Below are 18,379 nucleotides of genomic sequence, written 5' to 3'. Positions count from 1 at the left end.
GTCCAGCGTGCCGGCGCCGGCGAGCTTCCGTGAAAACTGATAGAGGTCCTCCGTGGCGCGCGCCCGCGAGCGGGCGGCGATCGCCTGGCGCTGCACGCGCGCGGTCAGGTTGCTGGCGATGACGGCGACGACGAGGAAGATGGCAAGCGCGACAATGCTCTCGGGATCCCGGATCGTCAGCGTGTAGCGCGGTTCGAGGAAGAAATAGTTGAAGGCGAGCGCGCTAACCAGGCAGGCGTAGAGTGCCGGCCAGAGCCCGCCGGTCACGGCCGATGCAAGCACCGCTACGAGAAAGACGATGGCGAGATTGCGGACGTCGAGAAACTGGTCGAGGACCGCGCCGAAGGCGAGCGAGCCGGCGACATAGGCCGTGGCAAACAGATAGGGCCAGATCTCGAAGGGCTTCTGCTCGGCTGCCGTGCCGACAGTCTTCGGCACCGCCTCGCTGGCCTGCTCCGTTCCCGAAATGACGTGGACGCTGATGTCGCCAGCATCGCGGATGAGATCGTAGGTGAGCGAGCCCTCGATCAATTCCCGCCAGCGCGAGCGGGTCGGCCTGCCGATGACGATATGGGTGAAGTTGTTCGCCTTGGCATGGCGAACGATGTCCTGCGCGACGTACTGGCCCGGAATGGTGGTGACCTCGGCGCCGAGCTGCTCGGCAAGGCGCAGGTTCGCCGCCAGCCGGTCCTTGTGGTCTTCGCTCATGCCGGCCGAGCGCGGCGTGTCGACATGCAGCGCCGTCCAGGGGGCGCGAAGCCGGTCGGCCAGCCGGCGCGCATAGCGGATGCGGGCAGCGCCGCCAGGGCGCGCGTCGACGCAGACGAGCACCCTTTCGCCCGCCGCCCACGGCCCCGGGATGGCGTGCGACTGCATGTGGTTCAGCAATTGCTCGTCGACGCGCTGGGCGGTGCGGCGCAGCGCCAGCTCGCGTAGCGCCGTCAGATTGCCCGGCGAGAAATAGTTCTCGATGGCGCGCTGGGCGGTGTTGGGGAAATAGACCTTGCCTTCCTCCAGCCGCTTGATCAGGTCGTCTGGCGTGAGGTCGATGATCTCGATGTCGTCGGCCTGGTCGATAACGGAATCCGGGACCGTCTCGCGCACCCTGACGCGGGTGATCTGCGCCACGACATCGTTCAGGCTTTCGACATGCTGGATGTTGAGCGTGGTGTAGACGTCGATGCCGTGCGTCAGGATCTCCTGGACGTCGAGATAGCGCTTGGGATGGCGGCTGCCGGGAGCGTTGGTGTGGGCGAGCTCGTCGACGAGTACCAGGGCCGGGCGGCGGACAAGGATGGCGTCGATGTCCATCTCGTCGAGGACGCGCCCCTTGTAGTCGACCTGGCGGCGCGGAATCAACTCATAGCCTTCGAGCAGTGCCTGGGTCTCCTTGCGGCCGTGTGTCTCGACGATGCCGATCACCACGTCCACGCCGTCGGCCAGCCGGGCGCGTCCGGCCATCAGCATCTCGTAGGTCTTGCCGACGCCTGGCGCGGCGCCGAGGAAAATCCGCAGGCGGCCGCGCTCCTCCCGTTCCGCCTGCTCGAGCAGCGCGTCGGGAGAGGGTCTGGTTTCGTTGCTTCTGTCGTCCGGCATCTGATCCTGGCTCTGGCTCCAATCCTAAACATGGATGGCGCCGGGTATGCTGTCGATCCCTGGCGCCGCCATTCACGGTTTCGTGGCGTCGTCCAGAGCGAGGTTGAGCGCCAGCACGTTGACGACCGGCTCGCCGAAGACGCCGAGCTCGCGGTCCTCGACATGGCTTTCGACAAGCGCCTTGAGCTTGGCTTCGCTGATCTCCCTTGCCCTGGCGACGCGGGCAACCTGGAAATAGGCGGCCTCGGGGCTGATGTGCGGATCGAGGCCGCTGCCGGAGGTCGTCACCAGATCCATCGGCACCGGCTGGCCCGGATTTTCCGCCTTCAGGCTGTCCGCATCGCCCTTGATGCGGTCGATCAGCTTGGGGTTGGTCGGGCCGAGGTTGGAGCCGCCGGAGGCGGCGGCATTGTAGCCGTCGCCGGCGGCGGAGGGGCGGCCGTGGAAATAGCGGTCGCTGGCAAAGGCCTGGCCGATCAGTTCGGAGCCGATGACCTTGCCGTCCTTCGCGATCAGGCTGCCATTGGCCTGGCGCGGAAACAGCACCTGGGCGATCCCGGTCATGCCGATCGGGTAGATCAGGCCGGTGAGGACTGTGAAGAAGACGATCATGACGATCGCGGGTCTGATTTGCTTGAGCATGGGGATGGTCCTTATGCGAGGCCGAGCGCGGTGACGGCCATGTCGATCGCCTTGATGCCGACGAAGGGGACGATGACGCCGCCAAGGCCGTAGACGAGGAGATTGCGGCTGAGCAGCGCGCCGGCGCCGATGGCGCGGTATTTGACGCCCCTCAACGACAGCGGGATCAGGGCGATGATGATCAGCGCGTTGAAGATGATGGCCGACAGGATGGCGCTCTGCGGCGTCGCCAGATGCATGATGTTCAGCGCCTGCAGCGGGCCGGCGGTCTGGCCCGGCGCGACATAGAAGACGGCGAACATCGCCGGGATGATGGCGAAGTATTTTGCGACGTCGTTGGCGATCGAGAAGGTGGTCAGCGAGCCGCGCGTCATCAGCAGCGCCTTGCCGATCTCGACGATCTCGATCAGCTTGGTCGGGTCGGAATCCAGGTCCACCATGTTGCCCGCTTCGCGCGCGGCCACCGTGCCGGTGTTCATGGCGACGCCGACATCGGCCTGGGCGAGTGCCGGCGCGTCGTTGGTGCCGTCGCCGCACATGGCGACCAGCTTGCCCTTGCCCTGCTCGTCGCGGATCAGCTTCAGCTTGTCCTCGGGCGTCGCCTGGGCGAGGAAGTCGTCGACGCCTGCCTCCGCCGCGATCGCCGCCGCAGTCATCGGGTTGTCGCCGGTGATCATCACGGTGCGGATGCCCATCTTGCGCAGTTCGGCAAAACGCTCGCGGATGCCGCCCTTGACGATGTCCTTCAGGTGGACGATGCCGAGCAGGCGCCCGTCGCGCTCGACCGCCAGCGGCGTGCCGCCGGACTTGGCGACCTCGTCGGCGATCGCCTGCAGATCCCGGATCGTTTCAGTGCCCGGCCGCGTCGCATGGCTGGCTGATGTCAGCTGGTTGACATGGGCGAGCACGGAATCGACGGCGCCCTTGCGCACCGACGAGCCGTCGACGTCGACGCCGCTCATGCGGGTCTGCGCGGTGAACGGCACGAAGGTCGCGTGCAATGTCGCCATGTCGCGGGCGCGGATGGCGTATTTCTCCTTGGCCAGCACGACGATCGAGCGGCCCTCCGGCGTCTCGTCGGCCAGCGAGGCGAGCTGCGCGGCGTCGGCCAGCTCCTGCTCGGTGACGCCCTTGACCGGACGGAACTCCGTCGCCTGGCGGTTGCCGAGGGTGATGGTGCCGGTCTTGTCGAGCAGCAGCGTGTCGACGTCGCCGGCGGCCTCGACGGCGCGGCCGGACATGGCCAGCACGTTGAAGCGCACCAGGCGGTCCATGCCGGCGATTCCGATGGCCGACAGCAGCGCGCCGATCGTCGTCGGGATCAGCGTCACGAAGAGCGCGACCAGCACCGTCACCGAGATGTAGCCACCCGAATAGGAGGCGAAGCTCGGGATGGTGGCGGTGGCCAGCACGAAGATCAGCGTCATGCCGACGAGCAGGATGTTGAGCGCGATCTCGTTCGGCGTCTTCTGGCGCGCAGCACCCTCGACCAGCGAGATCATGCGGTCGAGGAAGGTGTGGCCGGAGGCTGCGGTGATGCGCACGCGGATCCAGTCCGACAGCACCTGCGTGCCGCCGGTGACGGCCGAGCGGTCTCCGCCGGATTCGCGGATGACCGGTGCGGATTCGCCGGTGATCGCCGCTTCGTTCACGGAGGCGACGCCTTCGATCACCTCGCCGTCGGAGGGGATGATGTCGCCGGCCTCGACCAGCACGACGTCGCCGACCTTCAGGCTGGTGCCGGGCACCAGCTTGAACCTGGCGCGGTCCTCTCCGGCGAGCAGCTTGGCCTGGGTCTCGGTGCGCGCCTTGCGCAGCGAGTCGGCCTGCGCCTTGCCGCGGCCTTCGGCGACGGCTTCGGCGAAGTTGGCGAACAGCACGGTGAACCACAGCCAGATGATGATCTGCAGTGTGAAGCCGCGATCGCCGCCGCCGGTGAGCAGGTCCCTGACGAACAGCACGGTGGTGAGCAGCGAGACCACGGCGACGACGAACATCACCGGGTTCTTGACCAGCGTGCGCGGGTCGAGCTTCCTGAAGGCGCCGCCGATGGCGGGCCACAGGATGCGGGCATCGATGATGCTGGCGGATTTGGACTGGCTCATTTTGAGGCTCCAGTATCGATGGTGTTGGACGACGCCGAGCGGTCGGGTACCGAAAAGGGCGGCCCGTAGACCAGCAGCCAGATCACGATCATGACCACTGCCAGGCCGAGGAAGGTGGATATGGTCGGGAAGGGAGGGGGAGTTGCCTCCCCCTCATTGTCAGCTCGGGGCCGAGCCTTGCGACGCATGAAATTGAGCCAGGACATGACCTCTATCCAGGGTGGCGCGGGCTCAGAAAGTCTGCCCGTGGATCATCGCCAGGTGCTCGACGATCGGTCCGATCGCCAGCGCCGGGAAGAAGGTGAGGCCAACGACGATCAGGATGACGCCGACCAGCAGACCGACGAACAGCGGGCCGTCGGTGGGGAAGGTGCCGGCCGAGGCGGGCACCGTCTTCTTCGCCACCAGCGAGCCGGCGATGGCCAGCGCCGGGATGATGACCAGGAAGCGGCCCATCAGCATGCCGATGCCGAGCGTGATGTTGTACCAGGGCGTGTTGCCGGTGAGGCCGCCAAAGGCCGAGCCGTTGTTGGCAGCGGCGGACGTGTAGGCGTAGAGGACCTCGGAGAAGCCGTGCGGACCGCCATTGCCCATCGAGGCGACGGCGCTCGGCAGGACGACTGCGATGGCCGTGAAGATCAGCATCGCCAGCGGCAGGCAGAGGATGGCGAGCATCGCCATCTTGACCTCCTTGGCCTCGATCTTCTTGCCAAGATATTCGGGCGTGCGACCGACCATCAGGCCGGCGACGAAGACGGTGACGACGATGAACATCAGGATGCCGTAGAAGCCGGCGCCGACGCCGCCGACGATGACCTCGCCGAGCTGCATGTTGAGGATCGGGACCAGGCCGCCAATGGCGGTGAAGGAGTCATGCATGGCGTTGACCGCGCCGCAGGAGGCGGCCGTGGTGATGACGGCAAACAGCGCCGACGCCGCGATGCCGAAGCGCGTCTCCTTGCCTTCCATGTTGCCGCCATCGATGCCGAGCGCATGGACCAGCGGATTGCCAGATGCTTCTGCCCAGTAGCAGACGGCGACGCCGGCGACGAACAGCACGCCCATGGCGGCGAGGATCGCCCAGCCCTGGCGCTGGTTGCCGACCATGCGGCCGATGACGTTGGTGAGCGCCGCGCCCAGCGCGAAAATCGTCACCATCTGGATCAGGTTGGAGATCGCGTCGGGGTTCTCGAAGGGATGCGCGGCGTTGGCGTTGAAGAAGCCGCCGCCATTGGTGCCGAGCATCTTGATGGCGACCTGCGAGGCGACAGGGCCGAGGGCGAGCGTCTGCCTGGCGCCCTCGAGCGTGGTGGCGTCGACATAGGGGCCAAGCGTCTGCGGCATGCCCAGCCAAACATAGACGAGGGTGAGCGGGACGCAGAGCGGCAGCAGGATGTAGAGCGTGCAGCGGGTCACATCGACCCAGAAATTACCGATCGACTTCGACGAGGCGCGGGCGAAGCCGCGGATCAGGGCGACCGCGATGGCAATACCGACGGCCGCCGAGACGAAGTTCTGCACGGTAAGGCCGGCCATCTGCACCAGGTAGGACATGGTGCTTTCGCCGCCATAGTTCTGCCAGTTGGTGTTGGTGACGAAGCTGGCGGCGGTGTTGAAGGCGAGGTTTTGCTCGACGGCGGTCATCCCAGCGGGGTTGTAGGGCAGCACGCCCTGCAGCCGCTGAAGGGCATAGAGCAGCAGGAAGCTCGCCAGGCTGAAGACCATGATGCCGGCCGCATAGGTGGTCCAGTGCTGCTCCTCGCGCTCGCTGGTCCCCGAAATGCGATAGAGCCCGCGTTCGATCGGGCCGAAGACCGGCGACAGCAAGGTGCGTTCGCCGTTGAAGACCCGGTACATGTAGCCGCCGAGCGGCTTCACCAGCAAAACCACGATCCCGCAATAGACGAGGATCTGTATCCAACCGTTGAGAGTCATGAGAAGAGCTTTCCGTGCCTTGCGCCAGATGCGGTCAGAAGCGTTCCGGGCGAACGAGGGCGTATGTCAGGTAGACGAGCAGGAACAAGGTCACGCCACCCCCGAGGAAATAGTCGAGAAGCATTTTCGGGCCTTTCGCTCAGAGAATGTCGCAGGCTTTGATGTAGGCGAAGGATAGGGCGAAGAACAAAACGCCTATCCCGATAACGATGACGTCCATCGCGCGTGGTCCTTATTTCCGGTTGGCTTCGGCCTGCTCGCGGTCGGCAGGGTCAGAGCGGCACGAGACACCGCCGCGACTGCAATGCTGCAGCCGTTACGGGGTGCTTGCCCCCGGGAATATGGATCGGAAGGCCATAAAGGTTCGAGACGGAGCGGACAGGAAAGAAATAGGAATCCCATAAAGATTTCGGACCGCCGGACCGGCGTCACCTCTCACTGTCCCGAGGGGCACTTGCAGGCTGGCCCCACCGGATTATCAATAGTCTCGAGACACATTCTGCGCGGCTCCCAGGCTTGGCGACGCCCGGTCGATACTCCGAGGAAGGATAGAAATGCTCGACATCGCACCATCTCAGCAGGCGGCCACCTGGCTCGGTTCCTTCGCCCGCGCGCTCGAAGCCGGCGACATCGAGGCGGTGGCCAATCTTTTCGTCGAGGACTGCTACTGGCGCGACCTGCTCACCTTCACATGGAACATCAAGACCATGGAGGGTCGGGCGGCGATCCGCGACATGCTGGTGGCGACGCTCGCGACGGCACGGCCGTCGCGGTGGTACCTCACCGGCGAAGCGAGCGTCGACGATGGCATCATCGAGGCCTGGTTCAGCTTCGAGACGGTCGTTGCCAGGGGCGAGGGGATCCTGCGCCTCAAGGACGGTCGCTGCCGGAGCCTGTTCACGGCGATGAGCGAGCTCAAGGGGTTCGAGGAGCAAAAGGGTCCGGCGCGTCCGCTCGGCATCCGCCACAAGGCCGATCCCGATCGCGAGACCTGGGCGGAGGCGCGGGCACGCGAGGCACGCGACCTCGGTGTCAGGGAGCAGCCCTATTGCCTTGTCATCGGCGGCGGCCAGGGCGGCATCATGCTGGGCGCAAGGCTGAGGCAGCTCGGCGTTCCCGCGCTCATCATCGAGAAGAATGCGCGCGCAGGCGATTCCTGGCGCAACCGCTACCGGTCGCTCGTGCTGCACGACCCGGTCTGGTACGACCATCTGCCTTACATTCCGTTCCCGGAGAACTGGCCGGTGTTCACGCCCAAGGACAAGATGGGCGACTGGCTGGAAATGTATGCCCGGGTGATGGAGCTCAACTACTGGGTCGCCACCAAATGCGTCAGCGCCGCCTATGACGAGGCCGAACAGGTCTGGACGGTCGTCGTCGACCGCGTCGGCCAGCGCATCACGCTGAAGCCGAAGCACATCGTCTTCGCCACCGGCGCCTACGGGCCGCCGCGGCGGATCGACCTGCCCGGCGCCGAGGCCTTCAAGGGCGAGATCCTGCATTCCAGCCTGTATGCCAGTGGCGAGAAGTTCCGCGGCAAGCGGGTCGCGGTCATCGGTGCAGCAAGCTCCGGCCATGACGTCAGTGTCGACCTCTGGGAAAGCGGCGCCAAGGTGACCATGGTCCAGCGCTCGCCGACCACGGTGGTGAAGTCCGACACGCTGATGGAGGTCGGCTTCGAGATTTTTTCCGAGAAGGCACTGGCGCGCGGCATGACCACCGACAAGGCCGACATGATCGTCGCCTCGACGCCGTTCGCGCTGGTGCCCAAGGGCCAGCGGGCGCTGTACGACGTCATCCGGAAACGCGACGCGGACTTCTACAAGCGACTGAGCGACAGCGGCTTCGCCATCGATTTCGGCGAGGACGAGACCGGCCTGCTGATGAAGGCCTATCGCACCGGCTCCGGCTTCTACATCGATGTCGGCGCCTGCGAGTTGATCCTGAACGGCGAGATCGCGGTCAAGAGCGGCGTCGGCATCAAGTCGCTGACACCGAGCGGCATTCTGTTCGAGGACGGCAGCGAGCTTGCCGTCGATGCAATCGTCTGCAGCACCGGCTTCCAATCGATGAACGAGACGGTGGCGCAGATCGTTTCGCGCGAGGTCGCCGACAAGGTCGGTCCGTGCTGGGGCCTGGGCTCCGGCGTCAAGGGCGACCCCGGACCCTGGCAGGGCGAGTTGCGCAACATGTGGAAGCCGACGGCGCAGGAGGCGCTATGGTTCCACGGCGGCAATCTCGCGCTGTCGCGGTTTTATTCGAAGTTCGTGGCGATGCAGATCAAGGCGCGGATGGAGGGGATTGAGACGCCGGTTTATGGCGAGCCGAACAACGCCGGGTAAGGTCGACCCCCACTCCGTCGAGCTTCGCTCGCCACCTCTCCCCCGATCGACGGGGGAGAGGAAAGGCGCGAATTCGCCAACCCTGGCGCGCCCTTCCTCTCCCTCCGGAGGGGGGAGAGGTGGCGCTGCGAAGCAGCGACGGAGTGGGGGAAGCCATTCGCCAAACGTGCCGCCACCGCAACCTGGGCATCTCCCCTCACGTGGGGGGAGATTGGCCAATCACTTTCCAAAATGCCTGGCTGCAACCTCGACATGAGTGTGATGCGCATGCGGCTCGAAGCGTTCGGTCTCATTGGGGTCGCCGGCGTCGTTCGGCCACCAGGTGCCGCCGATGACGATGCCTTCTGAGACCAGCCGCTGATCGGCGACCAGCGCGGCGCCGACCGCGTCGACGAAGGTGAAGCGGCCCGCTTGCTGTCGCAGAACCGCGACGTCGCCGATGCCGCCGACCTTGAGCGTGCCAAGCGCCGGCCTGGCGATTGCCTCGCCCGGCCGCTGCGTCGCTGCGCGCAGAACCTCGACCAGCGGCATGCCGAGCGCCATCAGCTTCGACATGCAGACGAGGATGTCGAAGGCGGGGCCGTCGACGCAGTAGAGATGCACGTCGCTCGAGATGACGTCAGGCGCAAGTCCCTCGCCGAGCATCGCCTTCGCGACTTCGAAGTCGAAGGAGCCCATTCCGTGGCCGATGTCGAAGATGACGCCGCGCTCGCGCGCCAGCCGCATGTCCGGGCGCACCGCGCCCGAGGCGAACACCGGCGCGTTGGGAAATGGGCGGAAGCAGTGGGTGAGGATGTCGCCCCGGCGCAGCCGAGGCAGCACTTCGGAGCGGCCGGGCGGCGGCTCGTCAATATGCGCCATCAACGGCAGGCCGGCCTGATCGGCCGCTTCCAGCGCCAGGTCGACCGGGGCGATGCCGCTGGTGCCGCCGGCATGCTTGCCGGAGCGGACCTTGACGCCGACGACGACATCGGCGTGCTCGCGCACCGCGGCCACCGTCTCGCGTGGCTCGCAGAGCCGCAGATCGCTGCACTCGCCGACGGAGACCGTCTGCGCGAAGCCGAAGATGCCGGCGAAGGAGATGTTGACGTAGGCGAGGATGCGGACCCTCGAGCGCTCGATGACGTGACGGCGGAAGCCGAGGAAATTGCCGGCGCCGGCGCTGCCGGCGTCGATGAAGGTGGTGGTGCCGCTCTTCGCCAGCCGGTCGGCGTCGACACCGAGCGAGGTGCCGCCCCAATAGACGTGGCTGTGCAGGTCGATCAGTCCCGGCGTGACGAGGCAATCCCGCGCATCGATGACCTGCGTTGCGTGCTCGGCATCGATGGCGGCCTCGATCGCGGCGACATGGCCATCGGCGATGGCAAGGTCGCGCGGCGCATCGAGCCCGGAAGCGGGATCGATGACACGGCCGCCCTTAATCAGGAGATCGAATTGCATCGGCTGGCCTCTTGCTTGTCTATCAGAGCGGTCGGTAGGCGACCGCCTCGACCTCGAGCTTGATGTCGATCATCAGTCGCGACTCGACCGTGGTGCGGGCCGGCGGATCCTTGGGGAAATGCCTGGCATAGACGGTGTTGAAGGTGCCGAAGTCGCGCGCGTCCTCCAGCCACACGGTCGTCTTGACGACATCGTCCATGGTGCAGCCGGCAAGCGCCAGGCCCGCCTTGATGTTCTGAAGCACCTGCTCGGTCTGCTCGACGATGCCACCCTTGACCACCATGCCGTCGCTGCCGACCGGCACCTGGCCCGAGACATAGACGAAATCGCCGGCGCGGACGGCTGGCGAAAGCGGCACATGGGACGTTCCGAAACATTGCTTGGGCAAGGAATAGCCTCCTGTTCAGACATGGCAGGACGGTTGCTGGTCCCGCCGCTGCCGACCCTCTACCCCTATCGACGCGATCCTCCTAGTGCCCGCTGTTGGAAAGCAACATTCTTAGCGATGGATGTTGCTTTCTTACAGGGAGGCCAGCATCTTGCGCCGCCATGCCGGCCGCGACCCAGGAGAGAGAAAAATGACCTTCGACAAGAACCCGTTTCCGGCGGGCGACGCCGATCGCCACGCGCTGTGGGAAATGCTGGTGCGGCGCGACATCGATGCCTTTCTCTCGCAGGACTGGTCGATGGTCGAGGACGATTTCGTCGCCGAAAGTTTCTTCGGCATGCATGCGCATTTCCTCAACGACGCGGACGCCTGGCGGCTGCAGTTTCCGACGCTTGTCGCCTATCGCGACGAATGGCTGCGCCAGGCGAAGGAGACCGCGGCGACGGAATTCGCCGAGCCGCTGCGCGAGGCGCTGTTTCGCGTCACCAACATGCGCGACATCGATGTCGACGGCGATCGCGCGGTGCTGCACAAGAAGTTCAACGGTTCGGTCACCAAGGCGGACGGCAGCGTCGACAGGCTCAAGTGGCAGACGCTCTATTTCTGCTCGAAGGCGGGCGGCCGCTGGAAGATAACGGGTTTTGTCGGCTACATGCCGCATCCGCTGGGAAGCTAGGCTTCAGCTGAAGCCTTCGGCCTACTGCCCTTTGATGCTCTCGGCGATTTCGTGCAGCACCTTGCGATCAGTGCCGTGCCGCTTGATGAGCGTGCGGGCCTGTTCCGGCGTGATGCCGGCTTCCTCGGCGAAATGCCTGACCTCGTAGTCCTCGTCGCCGGCCACTTGCGAACGGTCGCGGTTGTCGGTCTTCGTCTTGTCGTCGGCCATGACTGCGTTCCTCGTTCAACACGAGATAACGAAGAGGGTCCGGTGGGGTTCCCGGACCCTGGGATTCAACGCGAGCGCACGGATGCGCAAGGAGCAAGCAGGCTCGGGCCTTAGTGTGTCCGGTGGTCGAAAACCACGCCCATGGTCTTACCAATTGCCGCCATCACGATCAGCTCGACCAGATGGTCGTCGCTGTCGTCGCAAGCCGGACCGATGCGACGGATGGCGTCGATCGCCGCCCGGGTCGATACGGTATCGCCGGCGCGGAATCTCGAAAGCGCAGAGGAAACAAGTTCTTCTGCCGTCGGGTCGATGGCTGCCACTTTTGGCACGATGGTCATTGGCCTCCTCCTGCCATGAACCCTCACACGGACAATGATACGCCAAAGGCCGGCCGGCGCCAGCGAAATGGTGGTCCGACCAGTGTCACTGGCGACAGCCTGCCGCCATTGCCTCCCCTGTCCTCGATGATCCGCAACTAGGCCGCTGTCACGAGCAACCGATGGTGTGCTTGGGTGGCGCGTCGTTTTCGTCCGGGTTGGGAACCGGGTCTTCGTCCGGAAGCCGCTCCGGCTCCGGCTCGCGCATCGGCTCCGGTTCGGGAAGCGGCGGCGGCGTTGGCATCGGAGTGGGCGTGGGATCGGGATTGGGAAGAATTGCCATCGTGTGTTGTCCCTGCGCTCGGTGTCTCAGGCGCGTTCGTTCAGGCTCGACGTTCGGGTGATGCGGGCAGAACGGCTGCGCCCCGCGCATGGTTCCGACTGACCTCTGCGCGCCGGCCGCGGCATGCGGTCACGCCGCCCCCGAAAATGATTCACGACGCGGCCCGTTCCGGGTCTTGCCGACCATCGGCGGCGCCATAATTCCATTTCAGGGGTTGGGTCATCTGCTGAAACAGGAGGCGGCCGTGAAACACCAAACCGTGGACCAACTCAATGCCGTTGCCGACGTTCATGCCGAAGCAACGTCTCTCTTCGCAACCCGAGCCCAACGCCTCGAACGCTGGGCGAAACTACTGGAACAAAATCTCGATCGGCGCCTCGTGGCGCTCACTGGCACCGAGTACACGGCGCCCGACCTGCGTGACAAAATGCGCTGCGCCGGATCTCCGATCGATGTCGCCTTCGAGGATCCGATCTTTCGCGCGCAAGGCCTGGCCGATGACACCTACGGCGAAGGCAGGCGCTTCTTCGAGCTGAGCGACTGGCAGCTGCACGAGATCGTCTGCCATTGCCATGTCGGCGCGTCGTTGCCGGCCAGATGGACTGCCTCCCGCGTGCGCGCGGCAATCTCTCCCGGATCGGGCGTCTTCGCCTGGCTGAGAGCCTTGTTCATCCACTGACAGGGTGGTGAGGCCGCCGACTTGAAGCTGCTCCGGTTCGACCTCGAACCGGAGCGCTTTCATCGTGGATGGAGCGAGGTTCAGACCGTAAGGGTCCTGCGCGGCCGGGCGCCCTTGTAGCCAAGCGAGCGACGATCGGGTCCGTCGCCCGGCGCGACAGTCAAGTCGTTGTCTGGATGATCAGCGTCAGCGTGCCGTCGCCGTCGATGTTGGCCGCGACGACTTGCGAGGAGTTGAGCCCGTTGGCCTGCAACACCGACAATGCCTGCGGCGAGGCATCGACGGAACGCTGCAGCTCCAGCAGCTCGTCGGCGCTGGTCTCGGTGATCACGGCTTCCGCCTGCTGCTTGAGTTCCGCCGGCAGGTCCTCCACCGCGACGAGGGCGATGTTGGTGAAATTCTGTCCGGAGAGGTTCTGGTCGGGCGCCGGCTGATCCGGCAGCGGCTGCTGGGTCGGGGGCAGGTTCTGGGGAAGCTGCGGGTCGGCAAGTTGCGCCGAGGCCGGCTGGGACAGGGCGAGCGCAGAGAGCGCGACGATCGCCGTCAACATCCGCATCGTCTTTCCTTCCGTTCTTTTGGGGTGGTGTCCTTGCGACACAACCAATCCGCGGACCGATGGTTCCCGAATGAGGAAGGCACCAGAGCGGGGCCGCCGCCCCGGCGGCGTCATCAGGCCGCGATGGAACGTTTCGGACAGGCGTTCATTTTTCCAGATCACCCCATCGGCGAGGGGCGCTGCAACGTGAGGAGAGAACCATGAAAATCAGGGATTGCATGACGCAGGCCGTTCGGGTCGCCAGTCCCGACCAGACCTTGCGGGGCGCGGCTCGGGCCATGGCCGATCTCGACGCCGGTGTCTTGCCCGTCGGCGAGAATGACCGGCTGGTCGGGATGATCACCGATCGCGACATTGCCGTACGCGGCGTCGCGGAAGGCAAAGGCCCGGATACGAAGATCAGGGAGGTGATGAGCGCGGAGGTGAAATATTGCTTCGACGACCAGGAAGTGGACGACATCCTGCGCAACATGGGTGACCTGAAGCTTCGGCGGATGCCGGTCCTCAGCCGCGACCACCGGCTGGTCGGCATCATTTCGCTCGGCGACCTCGCCACCAGCAGCAACGCGGCATGGGCCGGCGAGGCGCTTGGCGGCATTTCACAGCCGGGCGGCGAGCATTCGCAGACCGCGCACTGACGGATCACGCCAGCGCGTCCAGCGAGCCCTCAGCGCCAGCCGAGGGCTGGCGCGACGAATTTGAGGATCGCCTCGATCACATGCGCATTGTAGGCGACGCCGAGCTGGTTGGGCACGGTGAGAAGCAGCGTGTCGGCCTCGGCGATCGCCTCGTCCGCTTTTAGTTGTTCGATGAGCACGTCCGGCTCGGCGGCATAGGTGCGGCCGAAGACGGCGCGCTTTTCGGGCTCGATATAGCCGAAATGATCCTCGCCCTCGCTGTTGCCGAAATAGGCGCGGTCCATGTCGTTGACCAGCGCGAAGATGCTGCGGCTGACCGAGACGCGCGGCTCGCGGCTATGGCCGGCCTCGGCCCATGCCTTGCGGAAGGCGCGGATCTGCTCGGCCTGCTGGATATGCAGCGGCTGGCCGCCCTCGTCGAACTTCAGCGTCGAGCTCTGCAGGTTCATGCCAAGCTTGGCCGCCCATTCCGCCGTGGCGTTGGTGGCCGCACCCCACCAGATCCTGTCGCGCAGGCCCTCGGACAAAGGTTCCAGGCGCAGCAGGCCGGGCGGGTTGGGGAACATCGGCCGCGGATTGGGCTGGGCGAAGCCGTGGCCGCGCAGCACCTCGAGGAAGACCTCGGCGTGGCGGCGGGCCATGTCGGCGTCGCTCTTGCCCTCCTCGGGCACATAGCCGAAATAACGCCAGCCATCGATCACCTGCTCCGGCGAGCCACGGCTGATGCCGAGCTGCAGCCGGCCGCCGGCGATCAGGTCGGCGGCGCCCGCGTCCTCGACCATGTAGAGCGGGTTCTCGTAGCGCATGTCGATGACCGCGGTGCCGAGCTCGATACGGCTGGTTTTGGCGCCGGCAGCGGCCAGCAGCGGGAAGGGCGAGGCGAGCTGGCGGGCAAAGTGGTGGACGCGGAAATAGGCGCCATCGGCGCCCAGCTCCTCGGCGGCGACCGCAAGGTCGATCGACTGCAGCAGCGCATCGGCCGCCGAGCGCGTCCCCGACTGCGGCGACGGCGACCAATGCCCGAACGACAGAAAGCCAATTTTCTTCATGGGATTACCGGATGCGGGTGGAGGATTGGGCGGGATGCAATCGCATATAGGGTTTCACGCGGTATCGCCGCAAGGTGGCCGCTGGTTCCTTCGCAAGCGCGTGACGCTCACACAGACGGCTCCATCATTGCATGCTGGGTGAAAGCGCGATGACGATCGGATGGTCGCTGAGCGTAATTTCGAGCGAACGCACGTTGCTCAGTGTTTGGACAGGCTCAACGCCAAGTGTTGGATCGTAGGTTGTCACCGACGCGCGTGTGTCGCCAAACTGGAGCGTCACATGGTCCTGACCGCTCAATCGTTCGTCCCACACGATAAGTTGGAATGTGCCGTCGCTGTGTTGCAGGAGCAGCTCGTGCACGGTCTCGGGTTGGTCCGCGATCGTGAAGTCGAGCTGGCCGGGTTTGGCGAGGGTACCTTTGTCCGCCAAAATCGTCGTAAGGTTGTGAAGATAGATCGCGGCCTTGCGGGGTGAATAATCGGGTTTGAAGAAGCCGAAGGATTGGTTGCCCTCTTCGTCGGTACGGTCCCGCAACAGATAGACCGATGTATAGGCGTAGCCGCGCTTGAACTGCGCGAGGTACATGCTCATCAAATTCAAGCCATGCATTTGTTCGGTGACGCTACCTCCGATCGCAACCCCGGTCTCGGTCGTGACACGCGGCAGCGTATTGAGTTGCTCCTGGGTGTAGCCCTGAAATCCTCTGCCCCAGGTGACGCCGAAATTGCCGAATAGCCCGTCCACTCTGGATGCGGCGGTCGGATCCGCAGCGTGCCACGTCTTGTTGTCCGCCGGATATGGCGAATGCGAGTGATAGATGTAGTTGTGCAAATTGGCGTAGTCGGCATACTTCGTGCCGTCTGGCATCCGGGTTTGGGCGTCGGGCGGGATCGTAAGGAACTGAAGGCCGACATTGTCTCGCTGCGCGCCGGGTTCCGATATCGACCAGACGGGATATTTCGCGAGCACCGGATCACTTTTGACAGCCTGGTAAAGATCGCGCTGAAGCTTTGCGACGGCCATCCACGAAGCCGTACCGCCGCCGCTCTCTCCCTGATAGGTGACACCCCAGTTGTTCGGCTCGTTGTTGCCCTCGAACGCGAGCAGCGCGCCGGCTTCAGCAAGCACTCTGCCTGTTTCGACCAGCTTTTTCACATCGGTCCCACCACTGACCAATCCCCAATTCAGACGCGCGCCGGTTTCACGATGCAGATCAAGAAAGGTCTGGATGGTCGTGGGACCCTTGTCGCTCAAACCTTCTATTCCCGCCCTGACCCACCGAAAGCCGCAATAGCGGACCATTTCGATCGTCCTGGCCAACGGCTGGCCTCGATCGGGGAATGTGCTGACAACGCCGATGCTATTGAGAAAGTCGTTCGTCGCAACGGCGGTCTTGGGCGCTGCAAGCGAATGGTGAGGCGATATGAGCACTACAGCCAGCGCCAGACACCCGGCGACGAGGGAGCGAAGCATTTTGGAAGGGAGGATCATCGCCTGGGACTTCAAGCCTCTCCGGGAAGAGCAGGGTCTGCGCGCGTGCGCTGCTCCCGCCGTCGCTGGTACACCCGCAGTCGGGTGCCGGACCTAAAGCTTGAACCAGCCAGTGCTGGAGGTCCCGCGCCCGCGAAGTTACAGCCGCATCAGGAGTTCCTCAATTAAGGCTAAGTGCGGGTGGCCGTCATCCTTTTTGGGGGCGTGACCGGCCCGCGGTGCCATCGTGACAGCCAGGCTTTGCGAGGCGGCCAAAGAGGTGATGATCGAGGTGGCAGCGGCCCACGAGGGGAGTGGCAATTCCGGTGGTGGAGAAATGACGCCGTCGGTCCAAGGCGGTGGTTTCACACTTTCGCCTTGCGCCAGCCGGTCCACTCCGCGTTGCGAACCAAATGTCTGATTTTCAGGGCTCTAGTGGCCTGCTGCAGTGATGGCGGAGAGAGCGGGATTCGAACCCGCGTTACGGTTTCCCGTAAACACACTTTCCAGGCGTGCGCCTTCAACCACTCGGCCACCTCTCCGTCCTTGCATGGCGCGCCGGCCGGTTTTGCCGCGCGGGTTGGGGATATGCGGTCCCTTGGGAATTTTCGGGCGGTATTTCCGCACCTCGAGCGCCCTCAACCGGCGGGCACTCTTTCCCCGCACCTGCAGCGTCGAAGCAGCAGGCGCGGGGCTCATCTAGTCGATCCCGGAGCGAATGCCAAGCCATAATGGCGCTTTGTCGGCTTTGCCGCATAAGGGATCGCTCGCGAGGCCCCGGCCGCGGCTTCGCCAGGCTCCCGGCGCGCCGAATGATGTGCACAGGCCGGGTGCCACAGCCTGTCGTTGCTTGACTTCGCCATCCGTCCGCTGTCCTTGTCGATACAAGGCTTTGCGGGGGCTCAGTCCGGAGATGACTTCGACCAACCAGGAGCCGGCGGCGCGGCCGGATAGCGGGCTGTCCTACGTGCCCGTGGCGTGGCTCGTCATCGTCATGGCCATGTCGGTCTACGGCCTGATGTCGACATGGCGGCTGATCGGCGAACCCAGCCTGCCGGAAAGCGTCTTCTTCCTCATCTATGGCGGCCTGATCGCGGGCATCGTCACCATATTGTGGGGCCTTTACCTGCTCGGCCTCGCCTTCAACCGCTCGGCGCGCTTCCCGCGCCATTTCGCCATCTGGCAGGTCGCGACCATCCTATGGCTCTTGGCGCGGCAGGCCTATGTGCTGCTCACGCCCGACTTCGTCTTCTCGGCGAGGAGCCTAGTCTTCACCGCGGGCGAGATCGCCATCGGCGCGCTTTGCCTCTATCTGCTGCGGCGCGGGGCCGGCGCCGATGCGGTCTATGCCAATGCGGAAACCGAAAGGCCGTCGGTGCTGGTTTCCGTGGTCGCGGCCTTGCTCGGCATCATCCTTGGCGCGGCGATCGGCGCCTGCGCCGGCTTTGCCGCCGGCTCGCTGATCGCGGATGCCACCGATATGAGCTGCTTCGAGGGCGCCTGCGGCTATTTCGCGGTGTTCATCGGGCTGGCCGGCCTGATCGCCGGCGCCATCGCCGGCGGGCTGTTCGCGGTCTGGCGCGTCAACCGCAAACGCAAGCCGGCGGCATAGCTCAAATTCGCGTGTCGCGATTGCCGGCAAGGCGCGCACGCTCTATCTCTGCGACGGGGAAGGGACGATGCCCCAGGCTCTCGCGATGGGCTTGGCACCTCGTCCCGAGGGAGAATGGTCTCGATGCTACGCTTCATCTTTCGTCTCGCGGCGATGGTCGCGCTTTCGGTTTCGGTGATCATGGCGGTGGTCGACGCGACGCGCTCGGTGGCGGCCTCGGCGCTGGTCATGACGCCGCTCAACACGAGCTGGCTGGCGGTATCGCCAGACACCCGCGCGGCCTTCGAGACCTACGTGCGCGACAAGGCCAGCCCGCTGCTGTGGGATGGCGTCATCGCCTGGGTGCTCGCCCAGCCCGGTTTCGCGGTGTTCGCTGT

The 18,379-nt window shown here is 65.1% G+C and carries 20 protein-coding genes and 1 tRNA gene; 6 read left to right on the top strand and 15 right to left on the bottom strand.

What is annotated here, in order from left to right:
* The 6 genes from EN780_RS10865 to EN780_RS10840 all read right to left on the bottom strand — a co-directional run.
* A partial coding sequence (locus EN780_RS10865) for a sensor histidine kinase KdpD (protein WP_133372597.1) occupies positions 1-1,596 on the bottom strand: 1,596 nt, incomplete at its 3' end.
* 72 nt (positions 1,597-1,668) lie between these two features.
* Positions 1,669-2,238, bottom strand: a complete 570-nt coding sequence (gene kdpC, locus EN780_RS10860) for a potassium-transporting ATPase subunit KdpC (protein ID WP_128273642.1) — start codon at positions 2,236-2,238, stop codon at positions 1,669-1,671.
* 11 nt (positions 2,239-2,249) lie between these two features.
* Positions 2,250-4,343 (bottom strand): potassium-transporting ATPase subunit KdpB, encoded by a 2,094-nt coding sequence (gene kdpB / locus EN780_RS10855; protein WP_128273640.1) that lies wholly within the window; start codon positions 4,341-4,343, stop codon positions 2,250-2,252.
* Positions 4,340-4,549 (bottom strand): hypothetical protein, encoded by a 210-nt coding sequence (locus EN780_RS10850; protein ID WP_128273639.1) that lies wholly within the window; start codon positions 4,547-4,549, stop codon positions 4,340-4,342. The genes kdpB and EN780_RS10850 overlap by 4 nt, the downstream gene beginning before the upstream one ends.
* A gap of 25 nt (positions 4,550-4,574) precedes the next feature.
* Positions 4,575-6,278, bottom strand: coding sequence for a potassium-transporting ATPase subunit KdpA (gene kdpA, locus EN780_RS10845; protein WP_128273637.1), 1,704 nt, complete (start codon positions 6,276-6,278; stop codon positions 4,575-4,577).
* 34 nt (positions 6,279-6,312) lie between these two features.
* Entirely contained in the window at positions 6,313-6,402 is a 90-nt protein-coding gene (locus EN780_RS10840) for a K(+)-transporting ATPase subunit F (RefSeq protein WP_126058331.1), read from the bottom strand.
* A gap of 430 nt (positions 6,403-6,832) precedes the next feature.
* On the opposite strand from EN780_RS10840, the gene EN780_RS10835 reads away from it, so the two are divergent.
* On the top strand, positions 6,833-8,620 hold the full coding sequence (locus EN780_RS10835; RefSeq protein ID WP_128273635.1) for an NAD(P)/FAD-dependent oxidoreductase: 1,788 nt from the start codon (positions 6,833-6,835) through the stop codon (positions 8,618-8,620).
* Between the two features lie 219 nt (positions 8,621-8,839).
* Here the strand turns inward: EN780_RS10835 and EN780_RS10830 are convergent, their stop codons facing one another.
* Positions 8,840-10,060 carry an amidohydrolase/deacetylase family metallohydrolase gene (locus EN780_RS10830; RefSeq protein WP_128273633.1) on the bottom strand — a complete coding sequence of 407 codons (1,221 nt, stop codon included), beginning with the start codon at positions 10,058-10,060 and terminating at the stop codon, positions 8,840-8,842.
* A gap of 22 nt (positions 10,061-10,082) precedes the next feature.
* A complete protein-coding gene (locus EN780_RS10825; RefSeq protein WP_128273631.1) occupies positions 10,083-10,448 on the bottom strand; it encodes a RidA family protein in 366 nt (121 codons plus the stop codon).
* A 190-nt stretch (positions 10,449-10,638) separates the two neighbouring features.
* Between EN780_RS10825 and EN780_RS10820 the strand changes: the two genes are divergently transcribed.
* Positions 10,639-11,124, top strand: coding sequence for a hypothetical protein (locus EN780_RS10820; RefSeq protein WP_128273629.1), 486 nt, complete (start codon positions 10,639-10,641; stop codon positions 11,122-11,124).
* A 21-nt stretch (positions 11,125-11,145) separates the two neighbouring features.
* On the opposite strand, the gene EN780_RS10815 is transcribed toward EN780_RS10820, so the two are convergent.
* From EN780_RS10815 to EN780_RS38785, 3 genes are all read right to left on the bottom strand, one after another.
* Positions 11,146-11,334 carry a DUF3606 domain-containing protein gene (locus EN780_RS10815; protein WP_126058336.1) on the bottom strand — a complete coding sequence of 63 codons (189 nt, stop codon included), beginning with the start codon at positions 11,332-11,334 and terminating at the stop codon, positions 11,146-11,148.
* A 110-nt stretch (positions 11,335-11,444) separates the two neighbouring features.
* On the bottom strand, positions 11,445-11,675 hold the full coding sequence (locus EN780_RS10810; RefSeq protein ID WP_127391222.1) for a hypothetical protein: 231 nt from the start codon (positions 11,673-11,675) through the stop codon (positions 11,445-11,447).
* Between the two features lie 148 nt (positions 11,676-11,823).
* Complete coding sequence (locus tag EN780_RS38785; RefSeq protein ID WP_187331323.1) at positions 11,824-11,997, bottom strand: hypothetical protein; 174 nt, start codon at positions 11,995-11,997, stop codon at positions 11,824-11,826.
* A 244-nt stretch (positions 11,998-12,241) separates the two neighbouring features.
* On the opposite strand from EN780_RS38785, the gene EN780_RS10805 reads away from it, so the two are divergent.
* On the top strand, positions 12,242-12,676 hold the full coding sequence (locus tag EN780_RS10805; RefSeq protein ID WP_128273646.1) for a hypothetical protein: 435 nt from the start codon (positions 12,242-12,244) through the stop codon (positions 12,674-12,676).
* A gap of 160 nt (positions 12,677-12,836) precedes the next feature.
* On the opposite strand, the gene EN780_RS10800 is transcribed toward EN780_RS10805, so the two are convergent.
* Entirely contained in the window at positions 12,837-13,226 is a 390-nt protein-coding gene (locus tag EN780_RS10800) for a hypothetical protein (protein ID WP_245499924.1), read from the bottom strand.
* A 206-nt stretch (positions 13,227-13,432) separates the two neighbouring features.
* Between EN780_RS10800 and EN780_RS10795 the strand changes: the two genes are divergently transcribed.
* The gene (locus tag EN780_RS10795) at positions 13,433-13,870 is read left to right on the top strand and encodes a CBS domain-containing protein (RefSeq protein ID WP_128273627.1); all 438 of its coding nucleotides are present in this window, start codon (positions 13,433-13,435) and stop codon (positions 13,868-13,870) included.
* A gap of 29 nt (positions 13,871-13,899) precedes the next feature.
* On the opposite strand, the gene EN780_RS10790 is transcribed toward EN780_RS10795, so the two are convergent.
* The 3 genes from EN780_RS10790 to EN780_RS10780 form a co-directional block, all read right to left on the bottom strand.
* On the bottom strand, positions 13,900-14,919 hold the full coding sequence (locus EN780_RS10790; RefSeq protein ID WP_127283522.1) for an LLM class flavin-dependent oxidoreductase: 1,020 nt from the start codon (positions 14,917-14,919) through the stop codon (positions 13,900-13,902).
* A gap of 124 nt (positions 14,920-15,043) precedes the next feature.
* Entirely contained in the window at positions 15,044-16,426 is a 1,383-nt protein-coding gene (locus EN780_RS10785; protein ID WP_189556477.1) for a glycosyl hydrolase, read from the bottom strand.
* A gap of 416 nt (positions 16,427-16,842) precedes the next feature.
* Positions 16,843-16,932: transfer RNA gene (locus EN780_RS10780), tRNA-Ser, on the bottom strand.
* Between the two features lie 371 nt (positions 16,933-17,303).
* On the opposite strand from EN780_RS10780, the gene EN780_RS10775 reads away from it, so the two are divergent.
* Together EN780_RS10775 and EN780_RS10770 are read left to right on the top strand one after the other, a co-directional pair.
* Positions 17,304-18,002, top strand: coding sequence for a hypothetical protein (locus tag EN780_RS10775; protein WP_245499923.1), 699 nt, complete (start codon positions 17,304-17,306; stop codon positions 18,000-18,002).
* Between the two features lie 123 nt (positions 18,003-18,125).
* Positions 18,126-18,379: hypothetical protein (locus EN780_RS10770; protein ID WP_128273623.1), on the top strand; the 254-nt coding region annotated here is incomplete at its 3' end.

It is taken from the genome of Mesorhizobium sp. M4B.F.Ca.ET.089.01.1.1 (genome assembly GCF_004022605.1).
GTDB classification, from domain to species: domain Bacteria; phylum Pseudomonadota; class Alphaproteobacteria; order Rhizobiales; family Rhizobiaceae; genus Mesorhizobium; species Mesorhizobium abyssinicae.
This window is presented reverse-complemented; position numbering and strand designations above follow the sequence as displayed.

Excerpts from the sequence above, each read along its gene's own strand:
- EN780_RS10830 (WP_128273633.1), bottom strand. The coding sequence starts at position 10,060 with ATGCAATTCGATCTCCTGATTAAGGGCGGCCGTGTCATCGATCCCGCT.
- EN780_RS10810 (WP_127391222.1), bottom strand. The coding sequence starts at position 11,675 with ATGACCATCGTGCCAAAAGTGGCAGCCATCGACCCGACGGCAGAAGAA.
- EN780_RS10820 (WP_128273629.1), top strand. The coding sequence starts at position 10,639 with ATGACCTTCGACAAGAACCCGTTTCCGGCGGGCGACGCCGATCGCCAC.
- kdpC (WP_128273642.1), bottom strand. The coding sequence starts at position 2,238 with ATGCTCAAGCAAATCAGACCCGCGATCGTCATGATCGTCTTCTTCACA.
- EN780_RS10795 (WP_128273627.1), top strand. The coding sequence starts at position 13,433 with ATGAAAATCAGGGATTGCATGACGCAGGCCGTTCGGGTCGCCAGTCCC.
- kdpB (WP_128273640.1), bottom strand. The coding sequence starts at position 4,343 with ATGAGCCAGTCCAAATCCGCCAGCATCATCGATGCCCGCATCCTGTGG.
- EN780_RS10790 (WP_127283522.1), bottom strand. The coding sequence starts at position 14,919 with ATGAAGAAAATTGGCTTTCTGTCGTTCGGGCATTGGTCGCCGTCGCCG.
- EN780_RS10840 (WP_126058331.1), bottom strand. The coding sequence starts at position 6,402 with ATGCTTCTCGACTATTTCCTCGGGGGTGGCGTGACCTTGTTCCTGCTC.
- EN780_RS10775 (WP_245499923.1), top strand. The coding sequence starts at position 17,304 with ATGACTTCGACCAACCAGGAGCCGGCGGCGCGGCCGGATAGCGGGCTG.
- EN780_RS10835 (WP_128273635.1), top strand. The coding sequence starts at position 6,833 with ATGCTCGACATCGCACCATCTCAGCAGGCGGCCACCTGGCTCGGTTCC.
- EN780_RS10815 (WP_126058336.1), bottom strand. The coding sequence starts at position 11,334 with ATGGCCGACGACAAGACGAAGACCGACAACCGCGACCGTTCGCAAGTG.
- kdpA (WP_128273637.1), bottom strand. The coding sequence starts at position 6,278 with ATGACTCTCAACGGTTGGATACAGATCCTCGTCTATTGCGGGATCGTG.
- EN780_RS10850 (WP_128273639.1), bottom strand. The coding sequence starts at position 4,549 with ATGTCCTGGCTCAATTTCATGCGTCGCAAGGCTCGGCCCCGAGCTGAC.
- EN780_RS10800 (WP_245499924.1), bottom strand. The coding sequence starts at position 13,226 with ATGTTGACGGCGATCGTCGCGCTCTCTGCGCTCGCCCTGTCCCAGCCG.
- EN780_RS38785 (WP_187331323.1), bottom strand. The coding sequence starts at position 11,997 with ATGGCAATTCTTCCCAATCCCGATCCCACGCCCACTCCGATGCCAACG.